The sequence below is a fragment of the Enterobacter asburiae genome (assembly GCF_024599655.1).
Classification (GTDB): domain Bacteria; phylum Pseudomonadota; class Gammaproteobacteria; order Enterobacterales; family Enterobacteriaceae; genus Enterobacter; species Enterobacter asburiae_D.
In genome coordinates this window covers 2,321,491-2,348,298 of sequence record NZ_CP102247.1, presented here as the reverse complement: position 1 = coordinate 2,348,298, position 26,808 = coordinate 2,321,491, and the positions used below count along the sequence as shown (strand labels likewise).

At 56.4% G+C, this 26,808-nt stretch carries 25 protein-coding genes; 10 read left to right on the top strand and 15 right to left on the bottom strand.

Annotated features, from left to right (window positions below):
* The first annotated feature begins 135 nt into the window (after nt 1–135).
* Genes NQ230_RS11070 through NQ230_RS11040 form a run of 7 tightly spaced genes read left to right on the top strand, consistent with a single transcriptional unit; the run spans nt 136 to nt 6,586 of the window.
* On the top strand, nt 136–1,086 hold the full coding sequence (locus tag NQ230_RS11070) for a branched-chain amino acid ABC transporter permease (protein WP_257261205.1): 951 nt from the start codon (nt 136–138) through the stop codon (nt 1,084–1,086).
* Nucleotides 1,087–1,094: 8 nt separating this feature from the next.
* Nucleotides 1,095–2,201, top strand: a complete 1,107-nt coding sequence (locus NQ230_RS11065; RefSeq protein ID WP_121423823.1) for a branched-chain amino acid ABC transporter permease — start codon at nt 1,095–1,097, stop codon at nt 2,199–2,201.
* Nucleotides 2,198–2,965 carry an ABC transporter ATP-binding protein gene (locus tag NQ230_RS11060; RefSeq protein ID WP_121423824.1) on the top strand — a complete coding sequence of 256 codons (768 nt, stop codon included), beginning with the start codon at nt 2,198–2,200 and terminating at the stop codon, nt 2,963–2,965. Before NQ230_RS11065 ends, NQ230_RS11060 begins: the two co-directional genes overlap by 4 nt.
* The gene (locus tag NQ230_RS11055; protein ID WP_257261202.1) at nt 2,958–3,677 is read left to right on the top strand and encodes an ABC transporter ATP-binding protein; all 720 of its coding nucleotides are present in this window, start codon (nt 2,958–2,960) and stop codon (nt 3,675–3,677) included. The genes NQ230_RS11060 and NQ230_RS11055 overlap by 8 nt, the downstream gene beginning before the upstream one ends.
* A 28-nt stretch (nt 3,678–3,705) precedes the next feature.
* Nucleotides 3,706–4,863, top strand: a complete 1,158-nt coding sequence (locus tag NQ230_RS11050) for a branched-chain amino acid ABC transporter substrate-binding protein (RefSeq protein ID WP_257261200.1) — start codon at nt 3,706–3,708, stop codon at nt 4,861–4,863.
* 17 nt (nt 4,864–4,880) lie between these two features.
* Nucleotides 4,881–5,363: an L-2-amino-thiazoline-4-carboxylic acid hydrolase gene (locus NQ230_RS11045; RefSeq protein WP_193940534.1), complete on the top strand. Its 483-nt coding sequence runs from the start codon at nt 4,881–4,883 to the stop codon at nt 5,361–5,363.
* Entirely contained in the window at nt 5,360–6,586 is a 1,227-nt protein-coding gene (locus tag NQ230_RS11040) for a Zn-dependent hydrolase (protein ID WP_257261197.1), read from the top strand. Before NQ230_RS11045 ends, NQ230_RS11040 begins: the two co-directional genes overlap by 4 nt.
* A 39-nt stretch (nt 6,587–6,625) precedes the next feature.
* On the opposite strand, the gene NQ230_RS11035 is transcribed toward NQ230_RS11040, so the two are convergent.
* Complete coding sequence (locus tag NQ230_RS11035; RefSeq protein ID WP_257261195.1) at nt 6,626–8,509, bottom strand: potassium transporter Kup; 1,884 nt, start codon at nt 8,507–8,509, stop codon at nt 6,626–6,628.
* 77 nt (nt 8,510–8,586) lie between these two features.
* Complete coding sequence (locus NQ230_RS11030) at nt 8,587–10,074, bottom strand: MFS transporter (protein ID WP_257261193.1); 1,488 nt, start codon at nt 10,072–10,074, stop codon at nt 8,587–8,589.
* Between the two features lie 116 nt (nt 10,075–10,190).
* On the opposite strand from NQ230_RS11030, the gene NQ230_RS11025 reads away from it, so the two are divergent.
* The gene (locus NQ230_RS11025) at nt 10,191–10,781 is read left to right on the top strand and encodes a TetR family transcriptional regulator (protein WP_121423830.1); all 591 of its coding nucleotides are present in this window, start codon (nt 10,191–10,193) and stop codon (nt 10,779–10,781) included.
* 60 nt (nt 10,782–10,841) lie between these two features.
* On the opposite strand, the gene NQ230_RS11020 is transcribed toward NQ230_RS11025, so the two are convergent.
* The 12 genes from NQ230_RS11020 to NQ230_RS10965 form a co-directional block, all read right to left on the bottom strand.
* The gene (locus NQ230_RS11020; protein WP_159514262.1) at nt 10,842–12,281 is read right to left on the bottom strand and encodes an anion permease; all 1,440 of its coding nucleotides are present in this window, start codon (nt 12,279–12,281) and stop codon (nt 10,842–10,844) included.
* 90 nt (nt 12,282–12,371) lie between these two features.
* Nucleotides 12,372–14,972: a bifunctional aconitate hydratase 2/2-methylisocitrate dehydratase gene (gene acnB / locus NQ230_RS11015; RefSeq protein ID WP_257261190.1), complete on the bottom strand. Its 2,601-nt coding sequence runs from the start codon at nt 14,970–14,972 to the stop codon at nt 12,372–12,374.
* A gap of 17 nt (nt 14,973–14,989) precedes the next feature.
* On the bottom strand, nt 14,990–15,538 hold the full coding sequence (locus NQ230_RS11010; RefSeq protein WP_121423833.1) for an RBBP9/YdeN family alpha/beta hydrolase: 549 nt from the start codon (nt 15,536–15,538) through the stop codon (nt 14,990–14,992).
* Nucleotides 15,539–15,565: 27 nt separating this feature from the next.
* Entirely contained in the window at nt 15,566–16,441 is an 876-nt protein-coding gene (gene citG / locus NQ230_RS11005; protein ID WP_121423834.1) for a triphosphoribosyl-dephospho-CoA synthase CitG, read from the bottom strand.
* Nucleotides 16,416–16,955, bottom strand: a complete 540-nt coding sequence (citX, locus tag NQ230_RS11000; protein ID WP_121423835.1) for a citrate lyase holo-[acyl-carrier protein] synthase — start codon at nt 16,953–16,955, stop codon at nt 16,416–16,418. The genes citG and citX overlap by 26 nt, the downstream gene beginning before the upstream one ends.
* Nucleotides 16,956–16,960: 5 nt before the next feature.
* A complete protein-coding gene (gene citF / locus NQ230_RS10995) occupies nt 16,961–18,481 on the bottom strand; it encodes a citrate lyase subunit alpha (protein WP_257261187.1) in 1,521 nt (506 codons plus the stop codon).
* 30 nt (nt 18,482–18,511) lie between these two features.
* Nucleotides 18,512–19,387, bottom strand: coding sequence for a citrate (pro-3S)-lyase subunit beta (citE, locus tag NQ230_RS10990; protein WP_257261185.1), 876 nt, complete (start codon nt 19,385–19,387; stop codon nt 18,512–18,514).
* Nucleotides 19,387–19,677: a citrate lyase acyl carrier protein gene (gene citD / locus NQ230_RS10985; protein WP_023335831.1), complete on the bottom strand. Its 291-nt coding sequence runs from the start codon at nt 19,675–19,677 to the stop codon at nt 19,387–19,389. The genes citE and citD overlap by 1 nt, the downstream gene beginning before the upstream one ends.
* Nucleotides 19,678–19,701: 24 nt before the next feature.
* The gene (gene citC, locus NQ230_RS10980; protein WP_257261182.1) at nt 19,702–20,769 is read right to left on the bottom strand and encodes a [citrate (pro-3S)-lyase] ligase; all 1,068 of its coding nucleotides are present in this window, start codon (nt 20,767–20,769) and stop codon (nt 19,702–19,704) included.
* Nucleotides 20,770–20,787: 18 nt separating this feature from the next.
* Nucleotides 20,788–21,651 (bottom strand): fumarylacetoacetate hydrolase family protein, encoded by an 864-nt coding sequence (locus NQ230_RS10975; protein ID WP_257261180.1) that lies wholly within the window; start codon nt 21,649–21,651, stop codon nt 20,788–20,790.
* A gap of 71 nt (nt 21,652–21,722) precedes the next feature.
* A complete protein-coding gene (locus NQ230_RS10970; protein ID WP_257261177.1) occupies nt 21,723–22,967 on the bottom strand; it encodes an MFS transporter in 1,245 nt (414 codons plus the stop codon).
* 74 nt (nt 22,968–23,041) lie between these two features.
* The gene (locus NQ230_RS10965; protein ID WP_257261175.1) at nt 23,042–24,130 is read right to left on the bottom strand and encodes a 4-oxalomesaconate tautomerase; all 1,089 of its coding nucleotides are present in this window, start codon (nt 24,128–24,130) and stop codon (nt 23,042–23,044) included.
* A 154-nt stretch (nt 24,131–24,284) separates the two neighbouring features.
* Between NQ230_RS10965 and NQ230_RS10960 the strand changes: the two genes are divergently transcribed.
* On the top strand, nt 24,285–25,214 hold the full coding sequence (locus NQ230_RS10960) for a LysR family transcriptional regulator (protein ID WP_121423841.1): 930 nt from the start codon (nt 24,285–24,287) through the stop codon (nt 25,212–25,214).
* Between the two features lie 37 nt (nt 25,215–25,251).
* Here NQ230_RS10960 and nhoA read toward each other — a convergent pair whose 3' ends face one another.
* Entirely contained in the window at nt 25,252–26,097 is an 846-nt protein-coding gene (gene nhoA, locus NQ230_RS10955) for an N-hydroxyarylamine O-acetyltransferase (protein ID WP_257261174.1), read from the bottom strand.
* Nucleotides 26,098–26,205: 108 nt separating this feature from the next.
* On the opposite strand from nhoA, the gene NQ230_RS10950 reads away from it, so the two are divergent.
* Complete coding sequence (locus tag NQ230_RS10950) at nt 26,206–26,778, top strand: flavin reductase family protein (protein ID WP_121423843.1); 573 nt, start codon at nt 26,206–26,208, stop codon at nt 26,776–26,778.
* Nucleotides 26,779–26,808 lie beyond the last annotated feature (30 nt).

The window sequence follows — 26,808 nt, the reverse complement described above, 5'->3', positions numbered from 1 at the left end:
GATTACATTATCTTTATGTAAATCATTAAGATATAGAAATACCGGTTTATCATAAGAAATAATATATGTGTATTTTACAATTTAATTCATTTATCGGATGGTAGCCGCAGAAAGAGCACTTTGCGGGTACAGACGTTGGATACACTCATACAACAACTGATCAACGGCGTGATGCTGGGAAGCATTTACGCGCTGATCGCGCTGGGCTATACCATGGTGTATGGCATCTTGCGCATTATTAACTTTGCTCACGGCGATATTCTGATGGTCGGTGCGCTCACCACGCTTTCCGCCATTAACGCCCTGAACGCCACCTTCCCGCACATGCCGCTGCTGTTGCAGCTTGGCGCTGCCCTGGCGATTGCCATGGCCGTTTGCGCCCTGCTGGCAATGGCCGTGGAGCGCTTTGCCTACCGCCGACTGCGCAACGCCCCGCGCCTGGCGCCGCTTATCTCGGGTATCGGCGTCTCGGTCCTGCTGCAAACCGTGGCGATGATTATCTGGACGCGCAACCCGCTGATGTTCCCGCAGATCCTGCCCATGGAGCCGATCGCCGTGACGTCAGGAAGCGAACTGCATCCCCCTGCCATTGTGACCGTCACCGGCATTGTTACCGTGGCGCTGGCGCTTGCGGTGATGACAGGGCTATGGATGCTGGTGGAATACACCCGCCTGGGCCGCGGCATGCGCGCCGTGGCGGAAAACCCGCGCGTTGCCACGCTGATGGGGGTTAACCCCAATGCCATTATTACCCTGACGTTCGCCGTTGGCGGCGTATTTGCCGCGCTGGCAGGCGTCATGATGGCCAGCAACTACGGCAACGCCAGCTTCTCAATGGGCTTTTTGCCCGGGATCAAAGCCTTTACCGCCGCCGTGCTGGGGGGCATTGGTAACATTCGTGGCGCCATGATTGGCGGGATCCTGCTCGGCATTATCGAAGCGCTGGGCGCAGGTTATCTGGGGGAGCTGACCCACGGCGTCTTTGGCAGCAACTATCAGGACGTCTTTGCCTTCATGGTCCTGATACTGGTGCTGGTCTTCCGTCCGGCAGGCCTGCTGGGCGAGCGCGTGGCGCACAGGGCGTAAGGAAAAAGATGACTACTCTTCAACTACAAACCCCGGCGGTGCCGCGCAAATTCTGGTCAGGCATGGTCCTGTTCTGCCTCGCGCTGCTGGTTGCTCCCGTGGTGGCCACGCAGCTTGGCGGCAACTACTGGGTGCGCGTTATCGACTTCGCCCTGCTCTACATCATGCTGGCGCTCGGGCTCAATATTGTGGTCGGCTATACCGGCCTGCTGGATATGGGGTTTATCGCCTTTTACGCGGTCGGGGCTTACCTCGCTGCACTGATGGCCTCGCCACACCTGCTGGAGGTGTTTCCTGTGCTCGGCGTCTGGTTCCCGGACGGACTTCACACGTCATATCTGCTGATTATTCCGCTGGCTGCGCTCGTCGCTGCGGTTTGCGGTATTTTACTGGGGGCTCCTACGCTGAAGCTGCGCGGGGACTACCTGGCGATAGTGACCCTCGGCTTTGGCGAAATCATCCGCATCCTGATGCGCAACCTCGACCGTCCGGTAAACATCACCAACGGTGCAAAGGGCATTACCGGGGTGGATACGCTGAATCTGTTCGGCCTGAAGTTCAGCGGCGTATACCACTGGTTTGGTTTCAAAGTGCCCGCCCTGTGGCTCTGGTACTACCTGCTGATGCTGGTGATTGTGGCGATTATTTTTGTCTGCCTGCGCCTGCAGCATTCCCGTATTGGTCGCGCCTGGCACGCCATCCGTGAAGATGAGGATGTGGCCCGCGCGATGGGCATCAACGTGCGTAACTATAAGCTGCTGGCCTTTGCGATGGGTGCCTCGTTTGGCGGCGTGGCGGGTGCCCTGTTCGGCGCGTTCCAGGGCTTTGTCTCCCCGGAATCTTTCACGTTACAGGAATCCATTGCCGTGCTGGCGATGGTGGTGCTGGGCGGTATGGGACATATTCCGGGCGTGATCCTCGGCGCGATACTGCTTACCGCCCTGCCGGAACTGCTGCGCAGTCAGGCAGCCCCGGTTCAGCAGGCGCTGTTCGGTACGGTACTGATTGACCCGGAAGTGCTGCGTCAGCTGTTCTACGGCCTGGCGCTGGTGCTGGTCATGCTGGTGCGTCCTGCCGGGATCTGGCCGGTACGCCACAAGGAGGTGAATACATGAGTCTGTTAACCGTACGCAACATGTCCAAACGCTTCGGCGGGCTTACCGCCGTGGATGACGTTTCGATCGCCGTGAACAAGGGTGAGATCTACGGGCTGATTGGTCCTAACGGGGCGGGAAAAACCACCTGTTTTAACCTGATCACCGGGCTTTACCCGGCGGACAGCGGTGAATTTTCAATTGCCGACAAGCCCTATTTTCCAAAGCACATTGAGAAAGTCACCGCCGCCGGGATTGCGCGCACCTTCCAGAACGTGCGCCTCTTTAACGACATGTCGGTGCTGGAAAACGTGATGGTGGGTCGCCACGTGCGCACCCGCAACGGCCTGTGGGCCGCGCTGAGCCGCCACAAACGCGCTCGCGCGGAAGAGACGCAGACCCGGGAGCTGGCCTGGCACTGGCTGGAGTACACCGGCATAGCGAAGTTTGCCCACTACCGCGCCTGCGATCTGGCCTATGGCCATCAGCGCCGTCTGGAGATTGCCCGCGCGCTGGCAACGGAACCGCTGCTGCTGGCGCTGGACGAACCCGCCGCCGGGATGAACGCAGCGGAAAAAGTGGCGCTCGGCGAGCTGCTTATCCGCCTGCGCGATGACGGCAAAACCCTGCTGATGATTGAACATGACGTCAAGCTGGTAATGGGCATCTGCGATCGCCTGACGGTGCTTGATTACGGTAAAACGCTCGCCAGCGGCACGCCGGAGAGCGTGCGTCGCGACCCGGCAGTGATCGCCGCCTGGCTTGGAGGCAACGCCCATGTCTGAATTACTGAAAGTGGAACGTGTGGACGTGCATTACGGCGGCATTCAGGCCGTACGCGATGTCTCTTTTACCCTGCACGAGGGCGAACAGGCTACGCTGATCGGCGCTAACGGCGCGGGGAAAAGCTCCACCGTGCGCGCCATTACCGGGCTGGAAAGCTTTAGCGGCAGTATTGAGTTCAACGGTAAAGCGGTACGTAAGCACAGGCCCGAATCCCTGCTCCGCGACGGGTTGGTCATGGTCCCGGAAGGACGTGGGATCTTCTCCCGCATGACGGTGCTGGAAAACCTGCAGATGGGCGCCTGGCTCAGGCGTGACACCGTCACCGTTAAGCAAGAGATGAATGCCATTTTCGAACGCTTCCCGCGCCTGGGAGAACGCCAGCATCAGCTCGCCGGCCTGCTTTCCGGCGGAGAACAACAGCTGCTGGCCCTTAACCGCGCCCTGCTCAGCCGCCCGCGGCTGCTGATCCTCGACGAACCCTCTATGGGCCTTGCGCCGAAGATGGTCGAAAACATTTTTGCCGTCATTGCCGGCCTGCGCGAGCGCGGCGTAGCCCTGCTGCTCATCGAACAAAACGCCCGTCTCGCGCTGGAAGTCACCGACAGCGCGTGGGTGATGGACAGCGGCAGCATTGTTCATCATGGCGAATCGAAAGCGCTGCTCAATGACGATCAGATTGCACAGATTTATTTGGGCGAAATGCCCGTTTAACAACACCAGCCAACATCAGGGAAATACAATGAAAACAGTAAAAATCAGTGCGCTCAGCGCCGCTATCCTCCTCGGCAGTTTTGCCTCGACGGCCGCGTGGGCAGCCGACGGTGAAACCGTGGTTATCGGTCTGGCAGGCCCGCTCACCGGCCCGTCCGCCCGTATCGGTAAAGATCTGGAGAACGGCGCGCAGCTGGCCATTGACGACATTAACAAGCAGCACCCGACCATCGGCGGCAAAGCGGTGACCTTCAAACTGCAGTCCGAAGACGATCAGTCCGACCCGCGCACCGCCGTGGCCGTCGCGCAGCGTCTGGTGGACAGCGATGTGGCGGGCGTGGTCGGCCACTGGAACACCGGCACCAGCATTCCTGCGGCACGTATCTATCACGATGCGGGTATCGCACAGGTGGCACCGGTCGCGACCGGTCACGCCTATACCAAACAGGGTTTTGATACCAGCTTCCGCGTGATGGGACACGACGATGACGGCGGCCAGCTCGCCGGTCAGTATGCGGTCAATACCCTGAAAGCCAAACGCATTGCGGTGATCGACGACCGCACCGCATTTGGTCAGGGGCTTGCAGACCAGTTTATTAAATCACTGGAAGCCCAGGGCGTGAAAATTGTCGATCGTCAGTACGTGGATGACAAAACGGTCGATTTCAGCGCCGTGCTGACCGCTATTCGCAGTAAAAACGCCGATCTGATCTTCTTCGGCGGCGTCGACAGCCAGGCCGCACCGCTGGCGCGTCGTATCAAACAGCTGGGCATGAACGCCACCCTGATGGGCGCAGGCGGATTTGTCAGTCAGACGTTCCTGCAGCTGGCGCAGAAAGAAGGCGAAGGCGTTGTCGCCCTCGAACCAGGCCTGCCGGTTGAGCAGATGCCGGGCGGTAAAGCATTCGAACAGGCGTACCAGTCACGCTACCACACCCATATCGAACTGCACGCTCCGTTCGCCTATGACGCCACCCGCGTGCTGGTTGCGGCGATGGAAAAAGCAGACTCCGTTGAGCCGTCCGACTATCTGCCCGCCCTGCGCGCCATCAGCTACTCCGGCGTCACCGGACAGATCGCGTTTGATAAAGAAGGTAACCTGAAATCGCCGTCTTTCACCGTTTACAAAGTTGTCGATGGCAAATGGCAGTCGCAGACCGTGCTGGGCGGCGCAAAAGCGAAGTAACGCAGCGAGGCAATGTGATGAGTGATAATAACGAGCTGGGCATTCTCGCCCGCCGCAAAATTGAAGCAGAAATTATTAAGCCAATTTATGAAATTCTGGTGCGCGAGATTGGGAAAACCCGCGCCCAGGCTGTCATTGGCGAGGCCATTGAGCAGGCCGCGATTGACGCAGGCAGAGCGTTTGCCAGTAAAGAACCCAACGGCGCGGACGTCAAGAGTTTCATCGCCCTGCAGTATCTGTGGGAAAAAGATAACGCCCTGGACGTGAAGGTGATCGACGCCGACGACCAGCAGTACAACTACAACGTGACCCGCTGCCGCTACGCGGAGATGTATCACGAAATGGGGCTGGGAGAGATTGGTCATCTGCTCTCCTGCGCGCGCGATGAAAAATTCATCGTTGGCTATGCGCCGGACGTGAAGCTGACCCGCACGACCACCATCATGCAGGGCGGTTCGTGCTGTGATTTCCGCTACCGCAGCAGTAAGGACAAGACATGATCTGCGTTAACGCCGAACGGCTGTGGTCAACGCTTGAGATGATGGCGCAGATCGGCGGCACGCCCGCCGGCGGTGTGACCCGTCTGGCACTGAGCGAGGAAGATCGTATTGCGCGTAACCTGCTGCGCGACTGGGCGCTGGACGCGGGTTTCACCTGCGACGTCGACAGCATGGGCAATATGTTTATCCGTCGCGCGGGGAAAAACCCGCAGCTTGCCCCGGTCATGACGGGTTCACATGTGGATACCCAGCCGCTGGGCGGTAACTACGACGGGGTTTACGGCGTGCTGGCCGGGCTGGAGCTGCTGCGAACACTTAACGATCATAACGTTAAGACCGAGCGTGACGTGGTGCTGGTGAACTGGACTAACGAAGAAGGCGCGCGCTTTGCGCCAGCCATGCTCTCTTCAGGGGTCTGGACGGGGCAATTTAGCGAAGCGTACGCCCATGCCCGCGCGGATAACGATGGCATTACCGTGGGCGAAGCGCTGGAGAGCATTGGCTACCGGGGTGAAGCCCCTGCCCGCGCGTTTCCCGTTCACGCCTGCTACGAACTGCACATCGAACAGGGCCCGATCCTGGAAGATGAAGCCATCGATATCGGGTTAGTCCGCGCGGCAATGGGCCAGCGCTGGTTTACCCTGACGCTGGACGGATTCGCCGCCCACGCGGGCACGACGCCGATGCACAGCCGCCGCGACGCGCTGACCGCCTTTGCCGAGCTGGCGCTGAAAGTAGAAGAGATTGGCTATCGGCATGCGCCGGACGGACGCGCGACGATCGGTATGGCGAAGGTTACGCCAAACTCGCGCAACGTCGTGCCGTCTCGCGTGGAATGCAGCGTCGAGTTTCGCCATCCGGCGCAGCAGGCACTGGAAGCCATGGAGGCGGCGCTGCACCAGGTCGCTGAAAGCCTGAGACTGCGCGGCGTCGCTGCTGCCGTTGAACGCATTTTTGACTATGCGCCTATCGCGTTTGATGCCGAATGCCTGGCTCGTACGGAGAAGGCCGTAGCGGAACTGGGCTATTCGTCGAAACCGATGGTTTCCGGTGCGGGACACGACGCCTGCTATGTCAGCAAAATTGCGCCCGCCAGCATGATCTTTATCCCCTGCGTGAAAGGCATCAGCCATAACGAAGCGGAAAGGATCCTGCCGGAGTGGTCGGAGAAAGGGGCGAATGTGTTATTGCATAGCGTCCTGTCTGCGGCCCTTGAGAGATAGAACGGGGCGAAAGCAGGGCTCCTCTGCTTTCGCCAGAATCTACACGGCAACGCGTCGGCTGATTTCGACAACCCGATCGCTGGGAAGGTGATAATGGTTGATGACGTGCGTGCAGTTGCGCTTCATAAAAGCAAATATGTGCCGTTGCCAGGCCGCCATGCCTGCCTCACCCTCGCCTGCCACAATGGTTTCATGCCCGACATACCAGGTGGCGTCATCCGTGGCAAAAAGCGCGTTAATCTCGCTGACACCCTGCAACAAATGCGGGATGTCCGGGTGTTCCATAAAGCCATACTGCGCCACGCCGTGCCAGTATCCCGGCGCGCGCTGCTCTACCCTGATACGTTGCTCTTCCCCCACATAGGGCACATTCAGAATATCAATGGTCAGCGACAACACATCTTGCTGTAGCGCCCGGTTTCGCGCGACATGCCAGCGCATGACCGGCGGGATATTGTTCTGCGTACGGGTCAAAAAGACGGCGGAGCCCGCCACCCTGGGCACCGTCTTTTGCTGAAGCTGGGCAAAGAACGCATCCACGCTGACGCCCTTCTCGCCCACCGATGCGGATACCGCCTTAACGCCGCGGTGCCAGATCAGCATCACCGTACAAATCGCTGCGGCCATCAGCAGCGGAATATAACCGCCTTCCAGGACCTTAATCAGATTGGCAAACAAGAAGGTGGCATCAATCACCAGGAAACAGAGGGCAATCACCGCGCTGCTGGCCAGGCTCCAGCGCCACACTTCCCGCATCGCCACAAACAACAGTCCCGTAGTCATCAGCATGGTTAACGACACGGCGATACCGTACGCAGCGGCGAGCTTATCGGAGGATTTGAAGAACACCACCAGCCCGATGGTCACCACCATCAGCAGCCAGTTTATGATCCCGATATAAATCTGACCGTAGCTTTCTGCCGCCGTCTGTTTGATGCGTAATCGGGGTAGCCAGCCAAGCTGAATGGCCTGGCGCGTCATGGAAAACGCGCCGGTAATAATCGCCTGACTGGCGATGATCGTCGCCAGCGCGGCAAGAATGATGAGCGGAACCTGGAGCACAGGCGGACAGAGCGTGTAGAAAAGGTTTTGCTTGCTGTCGGCACCGGCCAGAATCAGCGCTGACTGGCCAGCATAGTTGAGCAGCAGCGAAGGAAAGACGATACCGTACCAGGCAAGCCAGATCGGCTTTTTACCAAAGTGCCCCATGTCTGCATACAGGGCCTCGGCACCCGTCACGCAGAGAAAAACGCCCCCCAGGACCAGGAAACTGGTATATCCGTTCGAGAACAAAAACGCGATGCCGTACGCAGGATTGAGGGCCAGCAGTACCGAGGGGTGTTGGACGATGCCCCGCACGCCCAGCGCAGCAATCGCCAAAAACCACAGCGCCATCACCGGGCCAAATATTTTCCCTATGCGGGCGGTACCAAAAGGCTGGATAAGAAACAGCGCCAGCAATACTGCCACCGTCAGGGGTAATATGTACGGCTGGGACTCAGGGATCACCATCTCCAGCCCTTCAAGAGCAGAAAGCACGGAGATTGCCGGGGTTATCGCGCCGTCACCGTAAATCAGCGCTGCGCCAATCAGGGCGGCAAAAATAACCCAGCGCCCGCCTTTGCCTTTCTCTACCAGAAGCGACATCAAAGCCATGATGCCTCCCTCGCCATGATTATCAATTCGCATGGCGAAGGCGGCATATTTTATGGATGTCACCAGGATGAGTGTCCAGGTAATCAGCGAGAGCAGGCCCAGTATGACGCCGGGCGTTGGATCATGCTCAGAGAGCGAAAGCACCGTTCGGAAGGTATAAAGCGGGCTGGTACCGATATCACCAAAAACGACGCCCAGCGCCCCCCCTGCAAGCAGGGTTAACCGGGAGAGCGGTTGGGACGGTTCACTGCTGTAGCGAGGGCTCATATTTTCCAGCAAGAGTCAGATAATCCTATAAAAAACATAGCCCATCTGCCCCGCCCGCGCCAACCGCTCGCCCTGTATTACTGCGGCTTGACCTTCGCCAGGCTGAACCAGATCCCCACTGCCAACAGCAGCAGCATTCCGCCCGCGCTGCCCAGCGCCACACTGTGCGAGGTGATAAACGCGCTTTTCGCCGCCTCAATCACCGACTCCGCCAGCGTCGGGGTCAGATCCTGCGCCACCTTCATCGCCTCACCAATGGATGACGAGGCTTTATCGACGAGCGAGGCATTCAGCCCTTGCGGCAGGTCAATTGACGCCGAGAAGCTGCGGGTCAACAGCAGACCAAAGATGGCGATCCCCAGCCCGGCCCCCAGTTCATAGGACATGGTTTCAATCGCCCCTGCGGCGGCGGCTTTCTCTTTCGGCGCGGCCGCCATTATTGCCGAGGTTGAGGCCAGCAGCGCGCTGGCGGCACTGAAGCCGAGCAGCACCATCAGCCCCCACGCCTGCCACTGCTGCGTGCTGAAATCGAGCATCGACAGGCCGATAAAGCTGACGGCGCTGAGCCCCATTCCACCTGCCGCCACAAGGCGCAGGCCGAGACGTCCCACCAGGACCCCCGCTATCGGGCCGCTAAACCCGCTCGCCACCATCAGCGGCAGCATGAACATTCCCGCCTCAAACGGCGTAAAGCCATGAACAAACTGCAGCTCCTGGGCCATCAGCAGCTCAAACCCGACCAGCGCGATCATGGCGGTCATCGCCATCACCACGCCGCTCAAAATGATGCGATGGCAGAACAGACGCATGTCGATCATCGGTACGCGAGCGCGGAGCTGAATACGCACGAAGATAAACAGCAGCACCGAGCCGGTCACCAGCGCGGATGCGACTACCCACGGTGACAGGACGCCTTTTAGGGCGGTTTTCGCACTGTAGACCAGCAGCAAAATCGCCACAATCAGCATGATGGCATGGCTAATATTCAGCGGCTGCTCCGGGCGGCCCTGCTGAGGAGGCACAAAACGCGCGGCCAGCGAAACCACCACCAGCACGATCGGCACGTTGATTAAAAACACCGATCCCCAGTAAAAATGCTCAAGCAGCATACCGCCAATCAGCGGACCAAACGCCGCCCCACCGGAACCCACCGCAGCCCAGACGCCGAGCGCAATATTTCGATCCCGTGCATCGATAAACAGCGTGCGGATCCCAGCCAATGTAGCCGGAATAATCATCGCCGCACCAATTGCCAGCGAGGCGCGCGCCGCAATCAGCCACCCTGCTGACGGGGCAAACGCTGCCGCCAGCGACGACAGGCCAAACAGCGTGCTGCCAATCATGAGCAATCGCTTAAAACCAATGCGGTCACCCAGGGCGCCCATCGGCAGCACCATTCCCGCCATCACCAGCGAGTAAATATCGATGATCCACAGCAATTCATTGCCGCTGGCACCCAGCGTCATGCTCAATGTCGGCGCCGCCACGTGCAGCACCGTCGCGTCGATCGCCACCGGGATATACACCAGCACGATAATCACTAACGCTAACCACTGACGAAACATAAATTTCCTTTTCTTTTAAAACATGGACACATGTCCAGGATGCGATCCTACGTAAAGTTGAACATATGTCCAGCTTTTTGTTACACTCGTTTCATTCCCATTGAGAGTGAGTAAACATGCGATATCTGAGCAAGGATGAACGGCGGGAAGCCATCTTACAGGCCGCCATGCGCGTGGCGCTGGCTGAAGGACTGGCGGCCATGACGGTACGCCGTATTGCCGCCGAGGCCGGGGTCGCCACCGGCCAGGTGCATCATCACTTTACGTCTGGCGGGGAGCTAAAATCGCTGGCCTTCGTACGGTTGATTCGCGAGCTGCTGGATGCGGACGTCGCGGGTAAACAGGCCGGATGGCGGGAACAGCTTCATGGCATGCTCGGCAGCGATGACGGCAGGTTTGAGCCCTATATTCGCCTGTGGCGTGAAGCGCAGATCCTCGCCAGCCGTGATGCTGAAATCAAGGCCGCCTATGTGATGACCATGGAGATGTGGCACCAGGAAACGGTGGCGCTTATCAAAGCGGGAACGGAGGCCGGAGAATTGAAGCCGGGCGATCGGGCGGAAAATATTGCCTGGCGCTTGATTGGTCTGGTGTGCGGGCTTGACGGAATGTATATCTTAAACATGCCCGAAATGGACGAAGCCGCGTTTAACAATCATCTTGATACATTAATCACGCTCGAGTTGTTTAATACCCCGTCCAGGTAGTGATGTTGCCGGGTGGCGGCTACGCCTTACCCGGCCTACCTTTTGTCTACTCCCGGTCTGTTAAGACTGCAGCATGCCGTGCTGCATCAGGAAACCCCACCAGGGAATGCCGAGGAACATGTGGATTAAAAACGTGCACAGCGCCACGAGCGTGCCGATGGTCCACCATGACCTGATGTCGTTATACCCAGCGGCGAAGATAATCGGCCCCGCTGCGCCGCCATAGTGCGTGATGCAACCCCCATAGGAGTTGGAAAACAGAATGGCGAGGGCAAGCAGAACGGGTGCCGTTCCGGTGACCAGCCCCACGGTGGCAAAGACCGGCACCATCGCCGCGACGTATGCCCCGCCTGAGGCAAAGAAGTAGCGAACCAGCACGCTGAGAAACACGATAATAACAATGGTCATATTCCCCGCGCTGAGAAAATCGAGGTGCGCTGACAGGAAATCAGCCAGCCAGCGGAAAAATCCCTCCTTGCTCAGCGTGGCACTCAGACCGATGATACCCCCGTACCACATCAGGGTATTCCAGCCACCTTTGTTTTTTTGTACGTCGCTCCAGCCGATAATATTAAACAGCAGCGCTGCCCCCATCGCGATAATGGCGACGGCGGATTCATTAAGCCCAAGGTGACGAGAGAAGATCCAGCCTAATAACGCGGCGATAAAAATTACCACCAGCCCCTTCTCTTTGATGCTCATTGCCCCGAGGCTTTGCAGGCCGTTGGTCGCAATGGCGATATTATCAATATGTTTAATTTCCGGGGAAGCAACCCGGTAGCAAATATAGGGAATGATACACAGCATCAATAACCCCAGCGGGGCCCCTGCCAGCATCCAGCCGATCCAGCTAATATGAATATGGAAGATGTCGGAAATTAGCTGTAGCGCTAACGCGTTTCCGGCAAAACCCGTTAAAAACATATAGCTGGTCGTTTTAGTCACCATATAGACATTGACCATTAAATAACGACCTGCCCTGCACGGCGTCTCTTTTGGCGTTGAACCTAATACCGTCGCGATGCTGTTAATAATAGGAAAAACCACGCCACCTGCCCGCGCGGTATTTGAGGGCGTGGCGGGTGCCAGCACCAAATCCAGCAAGGCGGTCACATACCCCAGCCTCAGCGTCGTGCTGCCAAACTTGAGGATGAACCAGTAGGCAAGCCGTTTCCCAAGCCCCGTAGTGACAAACGCCGCGCTCAGCGTAAAGGCGCTAAACACCAGCCAGGTCGTGCCCGAGGCGTATCCGCTCAGGACATCCATTGATTTGACAGGAGAATCCGGGAATTTTGTTACGGTAAAACAGGTTAATGCCACCGCGACCAGCATGATGACGGGTTCGGGATACGGTTTAATGACCAACCCAACAATAGCGGAAAGATATATGCCTGCCAGTATCCACGCCTCTTTGGTTAATCCATCAGGCGGAGGAATAAATATTGATAATAATATTATTACGGCAAGTAAGATTGTTTTTAAAACATTGGAATTAAGCATATCTCACCCATGAGAAAAGGGTCCCTGAATAGCGGAGACCGCTCCTGAGAGAAGCCTCCACCGATTAAATGCATTTATCAAATAAATAACTTACAGTGACACGCTAGCAATATTGATATTATCACCTTCCCTGGACTGATATTCGGTCAGAGTATCAAAACTGAGATAGCGATAGATATTTTCATGCGCGTCGTGAAGTTTATCCGTATAGCTAAAATATTCTTCAACGGTTGGCATTTTCCCGAGCATGGCCGCGACGGTGCTTAATTCAGCTGAGGCAAGGAATACTTTCGCATTCGTTCCCAGACGATGCGGGAAATTTCGGGTGGACGTTGATACCACGCTGCTCCCTTCACGGACCCTCGCCTGGTTCCCCATGCACAGGGAGCAGCCCGCGGGCTCGATTCTCGCCCCTGCTTTAATAAACTGATTAAAATAGCCCTCGCGGGAGAGTTGTTGGGCATCCATTTTTGTCGGCGGTGCGAGCCACAGGCGCGCCTGGTTCTCCCTGGCACCGGCCATGATTTCACCCGCAGCGCGGAAGTGACCGATGTTTGTCATGCAGGAGCCAATGAACACCTCTTCAACAGGAGTGCTGGCAACCTCCGAAAGTAGCCGGGCATCGTCCGGATCGTTCGGGGCACAGACCACCGGCTCGGTGATTTCATTGAGATCGATCTCAATCACTGCCGCATATTCCGCGTCAGGATCGGCGCGGAGCAGCGACGGGTTAGCCAGCCACGCCTCGATTTCAGCAATGCGTCGTTCAAGCGTGGCGGCGTTCTGATACCCCTGCTTAACCATCCAACGCAGAAGAGCCGCATTGGAGCGCAGATATTGCGCGACATTCTCTTCCGCCAGGCGCATAACGCACGCGGCGGCGGACCGTTCGGCGGAGGCGTCAGCCAGCTCAAACGCCTGCTCTGCGCTTAATGCTTCCAGGCCTTCAATTTCGAGGATCCGGCCCGAGAAAACGTTGCGCTTATTCTTTTTCTCGACCGTCAGCAGCCCCTGCTTTTTGGCGTAGAGCGGAATGGCATGCACCAGGTCGCGCAGGGTGATCCCTTTCTGCATCTCGCCCGTAAAGCGCACCAGCACCGATTCAGGCATATCCAGCGGCATGATGCCGGTTGCGGCGGCAAACGCCACCAGCCCGGAGCCGCCCGGGAAGGAGATACCCAGCGGAAAGCGGGTATGGGAGTCGGCACCCGTGCCTACCGTATCCGGCAGCAGCATGCGGTTAAGCCAGGAGTGGATGATGCCGTCGCCCGGCTTAAGCGCCACCCCATTGCGGCGGGTGATAAACTGCGGCAGGGTTTCATGCAGCTGGACATCTACCGGCTTAGGGTACGCAGAGGTGTGGCAGAAAGACTGCATCACCAGGTCGGCTGAAAACGTGAGGCAGGCAAGGTCGGTCAGCTCGTCGCGCGTCATCCCGCCGGTGGTGTCCTGAGAGCCGACGGTAGCGATCTTCGGCTCGCAATACTGCCCAGGGCGGATCCCCGCCACGCCGCAGGCTTTACCCACCATTTTCTGCGCCAGCGTAAAGCCGGTTGCGGATGGCGCAGGTGATGCGGGCGTGCGGAATACCGCTGAAGGCTCAAGCTTCAGCGATTCCCGCGCTTTCGCCGTCAGGCTGCGTCCGATAATCAACGGGATCCGCCCGCCGGCGCGCACTTCGTCCAGCAGCACTTCGGTTTTAAGGGTAAAGGTCGTCACCAGCCGCTGGCTTTCTGTCTCACGAATTTCGCCCTTGTACGGGTAAAGATCGATCAGCATCCCGGTCGTCAGCGCGGAGACATCCATCTCTACCGGCAGCGCGCCGGAATCTTCCAGGGTGTTGAAGAAAATGGGGGCGATTTTACCGCCAAACACAAACCCGCCGTTACGTTTATTCGGCACGTACGGAATATCGTTCCCGATGTGCCACAGGATGGAGTTGGTGGCGGATTTACGTGAGGATCCGGTCCCCACGACATCACCGACGTACGCCAGCGGCCAGCCCGACGCTTTCAGTTCTGCCAGCTGGCGCAAAGGGCCGCGTGCGCCGGGTTCATCAGGCGTTACCCCTTCCCTGACGTTACTGAGCATTGAGAGCGCGTGCAGCGGAATATCAGGACGTGACCACGCCTCCGGTGCCGGAGACAAATCGTCGGTATTGGTCTCACCGGGAACCTTAAACACCTTCAGGGTAATTTTTTCAGGCATGGCCGGACGGCGCGTGAACCATTCGGCATTTGCCCAGGACTGAAGCACCTCTTTTGCCCGGACGTTGCCGCTCTTCGCTTTGGCTTCCACCTGGCTGAATTTTTCAAAGATCAGGATGGTAGAAGAAAGCTGCTCGGCGGCCAGCGGCGCGAGGTTCGGATGGTCAAGAAGCTCAATCAGCGGCTGGACGTTATAGCCGCCCTGCATGGACCCCAGCAGCGTTGTAGCCGCGTCGGAAGAAAGCCCGTTAACACGGTATTCCTGCAACGCCACCTTAAATAAAAAATCGGCTTTTAGCTTTGCCGCAGGATCTACCCCCGGCGGAACGCTGTGGGTTAATAAAGCCAATAATTGTGGATGATGTGTGGACGCATCATTTATTAAACGATGAATAAGTGCTTCGGTTTGTTCCGCCGTTAACGGTTTCGCGGGAATACCCGATTCAGCGCGCGCTTTCTGGTGCTGATGATAATCATCTAACATAGGTTCTCCTGTTAAAGCTAAAGTTGTTCGCAAAATTCTGTTAATCGTTCGAGTCCGTATGGCCATTCGCCAAAACCGGACTCAGAATTAATATGTCCGGCCTCACCGATATCGATGAGATGGCCGCGCCAGCGCGTAGCCCAATAGTGAGCGCGCGCAAAAGGCATCAGAGGATCGTTTCGGCTGGCAAATATGATGCAGGGGACGGGTAATGGCGTTGGCTGAATGGCCTCTTCAAGTCCGAAAAAAGCAGGCTCTGCCGGTGCGACCATTACCACCCCGGCTACGTTTACCCGCCGCGTTTGCAGCAGCCGACATGACGCCAGCGCGCCAAAACTGTGGCCGACGAGGATGGCGGGCAGCGGGCACACTGCCAGCTCGCGGGTAATGGCCGAGACCCAGTTTTCGATATCGGGCTCTAACCAGTTTTTCTGCTGGATCCGTTTCCAGAAGGGAAAACGCCGCCCCCAGCAGCTTTGCCAGTGATGTTCATCGCTGTCTCTGAGCCCCGGGACCAGAACAAGGGTGTAAACCTTACTGAGCTGCTGCAGGCGTTGTTCAATCATGACGTTTTCCTGTTACGCTATTCGCGATTATTCGGGTGGAAACTGCGACAATAGCCAGCCAACGGAAATAAGATCGGCGCTACCGCCGGGGCTTAAATTGCGTTTGATAAATTCCGCGTCCATTCTGAGCAGCGCGTTAACCAATTTATCCGCCGGGAGACGTCTTATTTTTAATAACCGCCTCGCATAGCGTCTGGCGTAGTTCAGCCCTTCTATTCCCCCACGGGAAACCAGATTGGTATCCGGATTCGCCGCCATCAAACCCAGCAGCATCCTTAAGAGCGCCACGTCTTCGGATTCGCCCTGACCTAACGCGTTGTGCAGGTGCGGGAGACCCGCCAGGCGGACGGTCATAAAACCGCTGGCCGCTTCCCCTCTCGCCCCGGTAAAGCCGTATGCCTGGAACTGCTGCTCGCCCTTCGTTCTGGCGATGCCGTTGGTTTTCAGCTCCTTTTCAACGATGCCGGTACAGATAATGCGGGTCTCACGGCATAAACTGCGCTGCGTGAGCGCTTCATCCCTTTGCGTCAGACGTCCCGCCGCGGCGCACAGCAGCCCCAGCGAGAAGATCCCGCCTTTATGGGTATTCACCCCGCCGGTGGCGTTAAACATCGCCTGCTCGCAGGCCAGGCCGGTCGGTCTTATGGCCCGCAGCGTTTGCGGACCAGCAAGACGAGCCGTCTCTCTGCCAACGTTAAAGAACGTTGAGAACCAGGGCGCAATCGCCGCGATGCTGGTCATGAACAGCGCAAAATCCATGTCCCTATGCGCCCCGCTGTTTACGCGATCCACCAGACCCGGCTTCGGGGTTAAGCGAATTTCCCGATACATGGCCTCGGCAGCCAGCTCAGCGAAGGTGCGCTGAGCGTCTGGCGCATTACATCTGGCAAGCGAAGTAGTCATCGGTTAACTCCTCGATTACGCGCGCGAGTTCGGCCTGCGAATGACGCCGCGCGCGAGAGCAAACGTGGGCCGGTTCATGACAGATAAAGCATCTGCGCATCGGCTGCTGGATGGCGTTTCTTTTCAGCAGCCCCGTTTTCGGACAAAACACGTCGATGTCCCACAGGCGCCCCAGAGGATGGTTATCTTCCAGATGCGCCGTGACGTGTTTGATCATCCACGCGGGTGCCGACACCGACCAGAGCGCTTCGGGGCCGGTGGCCGGCTGCAGGATCTGATGTCGGCAGACCGTCCACTGATGGGTGCGGAATACCTCGCCGAGCGCCTGATTCGCGGCGGCCATCACCCGCCTGGCCAGGTCGGTATCCTTCACCTCCCCCGGCCAGACCAGCGTGACGGATACAACCGTATGTTCCGACTGAAACAGCCACGCCTGCTGGCGACGGGCTCGCTGCTCTCTGGCGCTCAACACCTGTTCCAGAGAGACTTTCGCGTTCGAGGCTTTATCCGTCATGACGATTACTCCTTCACCTGACGAACCACGTCAATCACGCTGCCGTCGCGGTAGCGAACCACGCCGACGATACGGTCAGTGAACTCAACAGGCTCAGGTTCACCCGAGATGAGCAGCGCCTTTTGATACAACGCGTCGATGTCGACAACGGCCAGCCCGGCGTTAATCAGGCGTTCGCGAATTTCCGGGCGTGCCGGGTTAACGGCAATACCGTGATCGGTAACCAAAACGTCAATACTTTCGCCCGGCGTCACCAGAGTGGTGACCTGCCTGACGACGGTAGGAATGCGGCTGCGGATCAGCGGGGCAACCACGATGGTGAGATTTGCCGCCGCGGCGACGTCACAGTGTCCGCCCGACGCGCCGCGCATCACGCCGTCGGAGCCGGTCAGGACATTAACGTTGAACTGGGTATCCACCTCCAGCGCGCTGAGGATCACCACGTCCACCCTGTCGCAGCAGGCGGCTTTTGCGGCCGGGTTCGCATACACGTTGGTGGAGATCTCCACGTGGTCGGGATTGACCGCCATGGAGGCCGCAGCCGCACCGTCAAAGCTTTGCGTATCGAGGATCTTTTCAATTAACCCTTTCTGATGCAGATCGACAATGCTGCCGGTGATCCCGCCGAGCGCGAAGCGGGCGACAATATTGTGCTTGCGCATACGGGTTTCCATAAACCGCGTGCAGGCAGTTGACGCCGCCCCTGAACCGGTCTGAATGGAAAAGCCGTTGCGGAAGTAGCCGGAGTGTTCGATAACGTCGGCGGCAGAGCGGGCAATCATCAGCTCGCGCGGATTGCTGGTCACCCTGGCGGCACCGACGCTGATTTTTGCCGGGTCGCCGACGCTCTCAATCTGCACGACATAGTCAACCTGATCCTGAACGATACTGGCTGGCAGGTTGGGGAACGGCTTCAGGGTTTCGGTGAGCAAAACCACCTTTCTGGCATACTTCGCGTCGACCATCGCATAGCCGAGCGAGCCGCACTGCGATGCGCCGCCGTTGCCGCTGGCATTGCCGTATTCGTCGCTGCAGGAGACCGCCAGAAACGCGACATCAATAGCAATTTCGCCCTGCTGAATCAAATTCACCCGCCCGCCGTGGGAGTGGATCTGCACCGGCTCGTCCATCAGCCCGTGCGAAATCGCATCCGCCAGTTCACCGCGCATCCCTGAGGTGTAGATTTTGCCGATCACGCCGTTGCGAATGTGATCTATAAGCGGCGTATTGCAGGACATTAACGAACTGGAGGCGAGCGTGATGCCTTTCAGGCCGCGCTGGGCCAGCTTGTCCATCACGTAATTGATGACCTTATCCCCTTCGCGAAAGGCGTGATGAAAAGAGACGGTCATGCCGTCATGAAGATCGCAGCGGGCCAGCACATCGTCCACGCTGGCAAACAGTTTGCGCTGAGTCTTTTGCTGGCTGTCAGCAAGATAAGGCGTCGTCGCGTTAGCGCCGCTGAAGGCGACGTACTCACGGCGAGAGCCAGGAATGTGGTGCAGGGTTTCAGTTTGGTTTTTCATTTTTCATCCTGTCGCTTGCGGTAAAGGGGGTTACTGACGAATGCCGGAGGCATTTTTGCGTTCGATCACGACGCGGGCATGGTTGATGATTGGCGCATCGATCATTTTGCCGTTCAGCGAAATCACCCCCAGTCCGTTGCGTTCACCCTCCTCTGCGGCGGCAAGCACGCGCTCTGCGTAATCCACCTCTTCCTGCGATGGCGCGTAGGCGTTATGAAGAATTTCAATTTGTCGCGGGTTAATCAGCGATTTACCGTTGAAGCCCATCCGGCGGATGAGATCCACTTCTTTCAGGAAACCGGCCTCGTCGTTCACATCGGCGTACACCACGTCGAAGGCGTCAATACCGGCTCCGCGCGCGGCATGTAATACGGCGCAGCGGGCATAGAACAGCTCTGTCCCGTCGCCCCGCTCGGTTTGCATATCCATCACGTAGTCAAAGGCGGCCAGCGCAATCCCCATCAGGCGGTCGGAGGATTTCGCTATAGCGACAGCGTTAATCACGCCAACCGCAGATTCTATCGCCGCCATTAATTTCGTTGAGCCAACGGGACGTCCGCAGGTTTCTTCAATGCGGACGATTTCACGTTCGAGCTGATGAATATCTTCCGGGGAATCGGTTTTGGGTAAACGAATGACATCGACACCCGCCCTGACGGCGGCTTCCAGATCTTTTAATCCAAAAGGTGTATTCAGCGGATTAATTCTGACAACGGTTTCAATATCGCTGTACATCGGATGTTGCAGGGCGTGGAATACCAGGAGGCGGGCGCTGTCTTTTTCTTTTAGCGCGACGGCATCTTCCAGATCAAACATTATGGAATCAGGTTTATAGATAAATGCCGTTGAAAGCATGGCGGCACTTGAACCGGGAATAAATAACATACTGCGGCGTAACTTTTTCATTATAACGTTTCCCATGCAATGTCTTCCCGGGCCATTCCTCTGAGCAGAGCGGCCTGCACGCGGGCGCGGATCACGCAGTCCAGCGCGCCTTTATCATCAATTACGACAAGCCCCTGCTCGATGTTGAACGCGGCCAGGGTTTCATTGACCACCTCAGTAATTCGGTCGCCGAATTGCTTATACACTTCGCTCTGGATGACCACATCCAGCCCGCTCTCGACAGGACTGACCTTGACCATCAGGTCGCTGGACTCCAGCGTTCCCGCCATTGCGGCTTGCACAATTTTCATATCATTTTTCCTGTGATAATGCGGTTAAACCGCTGCCGACATCGGTTCGGATAAACAGGGCTGATGCTGCACCTCTTTATTCAGAAACGCGCGCGTGGTGGCCGGCACCATGCGGCTGGCGGCAGAGAGTTTGTTTTCATTTAATAAACGACGAACGGCTGAAGCCGACACCGGCACATTATTGCCATCCGTTCTTCTTTCTATTTCGTGCACGCTGATACGCGGCGCCGAACACGTTTCGTCTTCCAGCCAGCGGTGCATCGCCAGGTTATATTCCGCGGTTAACGGGCAGAACGGTTCGGTACCGACAAAACGATGATTAATATTCAGCGCAGGGGCGATGTAATTTCTGAACAGCATCAGGTCAATGGCGGCATAGGCTTTATCAATGACCTGCTTATCTTTTAAGAAATAGCCCGGGAATGTGCCGCGAGAAATAATATATGCCGACCCCGGATGCACAGTGACATTCTGCAGATGCCGCGCTCCGTCTCTGACCATCGCAAACCGTTCTTTAAACGAAAATGCGGAGACATCTTCCTGCACAACGAAAACATGCAGCCAGTCGCACCGGCTGGCCGCATGCTCGATAAGATATTGATGGCCCAGGGTGAACGGATTCGCGTTCATCACAATCGCACCAGTGTTTTGCCCCGGCACGAAATGATGGCGGCGCAGCTGGCTGCAGTAACGATGAATACCGACCGGCGTATTCTCCATTAACGCCGCACAGTTCTCGATCGTCACCAGGGGATAAAACCCGCATCCGCGAAATGACTTTACGTTATCCGGACAGGTAAAAAGAAAGAGCTGATGTTCGCCGTTTTGTGCCGCCAGCAGCTCGGCCTCGTGAATTAACGTCAGGCTTAGCGACGTGCCCCGCCATCCGGCATCCACCGCAATGCATTTCAGTGTGTTACCCGCAATGCCGGTGCAGCCGACAAGCTGACGCTGATAGCGCGCAACGATAAATTGCTCAATATCGTTATCAATGCCTAAACCGTTGCGGGCCAGGAAGCGGGCGACCTCCTCTCTGGCCTGCGCGTTACCGGCTTTAATCACCTCAAATTCTGGCGTGGTGGCGGTGTACATCGTCTCTCTCCTGAGCGTCTAGACGGTTAATTCTTGCTGCTGGGGTTGCGTTTCCACGATGGTGTTCATCAGGCGGCCAATGTTTTCGATTTCAACTTCGACGCGATCGCCATCGCGCATAAACAGAGGCGGATTACGTTTTTTCCCGACGCCGCCGGGCGAGCCGGTAATGATGACGTCCCCTGCGCTAAGGGAGGTGAACGTACTGATATAGGCAATGAGATCCGCCACTTTGTGGATCATGCTGCCGGTGGAGTCATTCTGAACCAGCATGCCGTTCAGCCAGGTGTGGATGGTCAACGCGTGAGGATCGGGGATCTCATCCGCCGAGGTCATATACGGGCCGAAGGCACCGGTTTGCTTCCAGTTTTTACCGGCGGTGAACCAGGCGTGCTGCCAGTCGCGGACGGAACCATCCATGTAGCAGCTGTAGCCCGCGACGTGGCTGAGTGCGTTTTCGACGTCAATTCGGGTGCCGGGTTTACCGATGATCACGGCCAGCTCGCCTTCGTAATCAAACTCGCTGGAGAGAACCGGTTTTAAAACCGGCCGCGCATGTCCGGTTTGGGAATCAGGAAAGCGGATAAACAGCGTGGGGGCATTATTCGTCTCGGCAAATTCTTTTCTTTTTTCAGCGTAATTCATCCCAACGCAGAAAATCTTTCCCGGCTCTTCAATCACGGGCAGGAAGGTAATGTCTTCAGGCATCATATCCACAGGGCAATTGTCATATTGCCTGGCGACGTCAACTGCATCCCATTGCAGAAGGTCTTTTAAAGTCGCATAGTGATGGCCGATTTTATTACCCAGATCGATAATGCCGGACTGTGTATAAATCCCGTAGCTTTTACGGCCCTGATGAATATAACTTGCTAATTTCATAATAATACCCGTTTGATAGACGTGCTCATTCTGTGTTCACGCCCCGAGGCGTGAACACATTGCCATGCTATTTATTCAGCTGACTGCGCTGGAACCAGTACCGGTTTATTGCCGGATGCCAGATACGTTGCCACCACAACGCCCACGCCCAGTAATGCCAGAATAAATCCGGTCATTCCCTGCCAGCCCATTGAGTGGAAGACGAAACCGTTAATAAATCCAATAACCGAACCGCCCATGTAGTAGAAGAATAAATAGAGTGCGACGGCCTGGCCTCTTGCATGCGTTGCGTTTTTACTGACCCAGCTTAAACCGATAGAGTGGCAGCCGAAGAAACAGCCGGTAAAAATCACAGCCCCAACAATAAAGGTGACGACATTTGACGTCAGCGTCAGCAGCATCCCTAAGGCCATTATCAGGAACAGCACGCGCAGGACTTTCATGGCGCCAAATTTCGCCGATAAGCGACCTGCCTGCGGAGCGGTAAAGAAACTCAGGGCGAAGCTAAATGAGAGCAGACCCGCGTTTGCCGGTGAAATATGGAACGGCTCGCCTTTCAGGAAGAAAGCCAGATAGTTATAAAGTGAAGTAAATGCGCCGAAAATAATGAAGCTGATAACAAACGCCAGCGCCAGATTTTTGTTTTTGAAATGCGATGCCGCCCCTTTTACCATGCGCATCACGTTCAGACTCTGCGTAGGCGTGAAGTTCTTCGATTCCGGCAGCAGGAACTTCACCAGAATGGCAACCGCAATTAGGCTGACCGCAAACCCGTAAAAGATGACATTGATGGAAACGTGATCGATAAGCTGGCTGGCAACAATACGCCCGGACATACCGCCCATCGAGTTACCAAAGACAAAATATCCCGTTACGATGCCTGCCGCCACCGGGGCGACCTCTTCACTGATGTAGGCGGTTGCCGCCGCCGCGATGCCGCTCAGCGCCAGACCAATCACCGCACGCAGCGCCACCAGCATCGCCCAGGATTCCACCAGCGGGCAGAGCAGCGTCAGAATGCCGCCCAGCAGGAGGGAGACGATAATTAACCGCTTTCTGCCATAGTGGTCGGATAACGTCCCGGTAAACAGCAGCCCAATTGCCAGCAACGCCGTTTCTGCGGATAAGATAATACTCACCTGACTGACCGGAACATTATATTCCACAGCGAGCGTCGGGAGCAGCGGCTGAATAAAAAACAACGAAGCTAGTTCCGCAAGCCCGGATAATGCCAGGGCCAGAATCACGCGAATATGCGCGCTGGCTTTGACCGGATCGGGGGCTTTCAGGGTATTGTTAGCATGCGTTAACGCCATAATAACCTCAGTATTATAGTTAAGGTACAGAATATATTTTTGTGAGATGGATAGCTTTTTAGTTAAGACTTTACTTAATCAACTTCAGAGAGCATTTTTACTGGCACGCAAACGACGCCTTCAAATAATTTTCGTGACGTGCGAATAACCGCTGCCCGGGTATTTTCGATATTATTTCCGTCCCTCAGCAACGATACGGATATTTTTCCACTGGGGTGTTCAATATCAATAATGTTGGTAAAGCGCTCCTTTGGACGGTCGGCAACAATTTTAGCGGCGACGGAGCCTTCAATAAGCGTCGCGGTTGAGATACCAATCGAGCCGGTAATCGCCAGTGATTTATGGCAGGTATGCGGCATGAAATAACGTACCTGTAGCGTTCCGCCGTTACGCGCCCGGCTAAGAAGGACCGGTTTAGGGATCACTTTGTTGGACACGTCCCCTAACCCCATCGCCGCGCCAGCCTGACGGCGCAGGTTCTCCAGCCTTTCCTTAAACGCCCTGTCGCCATCTAATTCTGCCGGTGACTCTCCGCCTGTTTTGCCCAGCGCCGAAGCGTCAATCAGGACCATCGGCATCGCCATATCAATACAGGTAACTTCGATACCGTCGAACACGTTTGTCACGCTGTCCGTTGGCAGCAGTTTCCCGGTTTTCGACCCCGCAGAATTCAGGAAGGTTAAGCCAATCGGTGCTGCTGTACCCGGCACACCGTCGATCTGGGTATCGCCTTCATACACGACGCGATAATCAGGCGTTTGCACTTCTGCGTCGACCAGCGTTCCGGTGTTGAGATTGCGGATACGCACCGTCGTCACCGGGCTTTGCGCCTTCACCAGCCCTTTTTCAATGGCAAAGGGGCCGACGGCACAGAGCATATTGCCGCAGTTTGGCGTGGTATCGACGCGACGTTCGTTCACCATCACCTGGGCGAATAAGTAATCCACATCCGCGTCCGGGCTGTCGGAAGCACTGACGATCGCCACCTTACTGGTTTGCGGGCTTCCACCGCCAATGCCGTCAATTTCGAGTTCGTGGCCTGCGCCCATCAGGCTGAGTAAAACCGCGTCACGCGCTTCGGTTTCCGCAGGCAGATCGCTGGCCAGAATGACCGGGCCTTTTGAGGTACCGCCACGCATTAATACGCAAGGGATCTTTAACATGTCTTTTTCTCATTTCGCGTTTATCAGGAACGCAATAAGGTTTTCACACTCCCGTTGATAACTCTAATGTCAAAAAAAGCAGGATTAATACGCTTTACGTATTAATAGCCCTTGCGTTATCGTGGTTATAGGAAAACAATAATCAGGTGCGGATATGCAGCATGAATTACAGGGAATACAAGCGTTTGTAAAAATTGCAGAAATCGGATGTTTTACAAAATCGTCGCAATTTCTTCATATTTCACAACCGGCTTTAACACGCAGAATTCAGAAGCTCGAAGAGAGCCTGGGGACCACACTGTTTGAACGGTCCACGCGCAGCGTCAAGCTCACAACCGTGGGAAGGGAATTTTTACCTAAGGCAAAGAATTTAATCGATTTTTATGAAAGCGCGATCCTGAGTATTAAAGAGATGGCGACGCATCAGGCAGGGGTGATTACCGTTTCCTGTATCCCTACCGCCGCGTTCTATTTTCTGCCTTCAGTGATACGAGATTATAACAATGACTACCCAAACATCCGTATCCGCATACTTGAGCACAGTGCCAGCGATTGTCTCGAAGCGGTGTTAAATGGCGACGCAGATTTCGGCATAAATATGATAAACGTCACACATCCTAATATCGATTTTGCCCCGCTGGTGAATGAACCCTTTGTTCTGGCATGCCGACGGGACAACGAGTTGGCGAAAAAACCGCTGGTGACATGGGACGATCTGGCGGGCATGAAGCTGATTGGAGTGAGGCGCTCCAGCGGGAACCGATCGCTTATCGATCAGGCGTTCGAGAAAATGGCCTGGAAACCGAACTGGTTTTATGAAGTGCGCCATCTGTCAACGTCGCTGGGGATGGTGGAAGCGGGTCTTGGCGTGTCTGTTGTTCCCAGCCTGGCGATGCCGACCGACGAACATCATGTCCTTGTCAGCCGTCCGCTGATTGAACCCGTGATACGACGAACGCTGGGCCTCGTGCAGCGCCGCGAAACGCCGCTCAGCCCGGCTGCGGAAAAATTCAGAGAGATGCTTGTTCAACTTTGGTCTGGCGAAAACAACAGCCCCTGGATCGGCAAGTTTACTCAGCTATAACCCTCGAATGTTAAAGGGGCCTGTGCCCCTTTGCGCATTATTTCCCGGCCTGAGGATGTGTATCAAAGCCCGCCATTACCGCTGTCAGCTCCGCCAGTGAAAATCCGTGTTTTGCATCGTCAACACCCAGTCCAAAGCGTTCCTGCATCAGCTGGTAAAGCGCCTTTGCATCCGGAAGGTGGATCTGCTCCTCCACATGGCCATTCTGCCAGTGGGTAAAGTTAAAGTTAGTCAGCGTCAGCTTGCCGCCGTCAGGCAGATGGCGACACATCAACAGATGATGACGGAAATGCGACTGCGGCCAGTGCGCCGACCAGAAATTCCCCATCACGTAATCACTGAAATACTGCGTTGTGAGGTCAAACTGATACATCGACTGCCAGTGCTCGTGGTGACGGAACTGCAACACCCAGTCGTTCCCCTCGCTCAGCAGTCGATACAGCCCGTGCGGCGTCTCTTGTTCTTCATTAGCGAGCAGACGAATCGGCGCCGTCAGCGTCTGGCCGCCAAACCCGACATCGGCTATCCAGCGCTCACCGTTAAGCTCCACCAGCAGCAGGCGATGCGTGCGCGGGGGCATTTGCGGCGGACTCGCTAATACCACGCGTCCCAGCACGCTACGCACCGTAAACCCGACCTCGCGCAATACGCGTTCGAACAGGCCGTTTTGCTCAAAGCAGTACCCTCCGCGACGTGCGGTGACCAGCTTGTCGACCAGACACCGATCGTCAAGCTGGATTTCGCGCGGCAGAACGACATCAATATTCTCAAAAGGGATCGCACAGTTGTGATGTAAATGCAGCGTGCACAGGGTGTCGATATCCACTCGTGTCGGTTGCGTCCAGCCGATGCGGGCGAAATAGGCGGTCAGGAATGGGGACATGAATCAGTTTCCTTTGATTGTGATGTTCTGTTTATAAACTAATTTTACGCACTCACTTTGATTTCCGTGCTTTTTCGTCATACTCATCGGTGTAGATGAGGAGATCCTATGAGCCACTTTCGCCCTGTTGAATTACGTCACGCCAGCCGTCTGCTGAACCACGGCCCTACTGTGCTTATCACCAGTCGGGATGAAAGCCTCGACAGACGCAACGTGATGGCCGCCGCTTGGTCAATGCCCGTTGAGTTTGAGCCGCCGCGTATCGCAATAGTAGTAGATAAAAGTACCTGGTCACGTGAGCTGATTGAACGCAGCGGGAAATTTGGCATCGTCATCCCCGGTGTGGCGGCGGCCAACTGGACATACGCGGTCGGTAGCGTCAGCGGGCGCGATGAAGACAAATTCAACTGCTACGGGATCCCGGTCGTGAACGGTCCTGAACTTGGCCTGCCGGTGATTGAAGAAAAATGTCTGGCATGGATGGAGTGTCGGTTATTACCCGTCACCTCCGCGGCAGAAAAATACGACACGCTGTTTGGGGAAGTGGTTTCAGCGGCAGCCGATGAACGCACGTTTGTCGCCGGACGCTGGCAGTTTGACGAGGATAAGCTGAATACCCTGCATCATCTTGGGGCCGGGACGTTTGTGGCGAGCGGGAAGATGGTGAAGGCGTTGGATTGAGAAAACCCTCCCCCTATTGGGAGAGGGTGA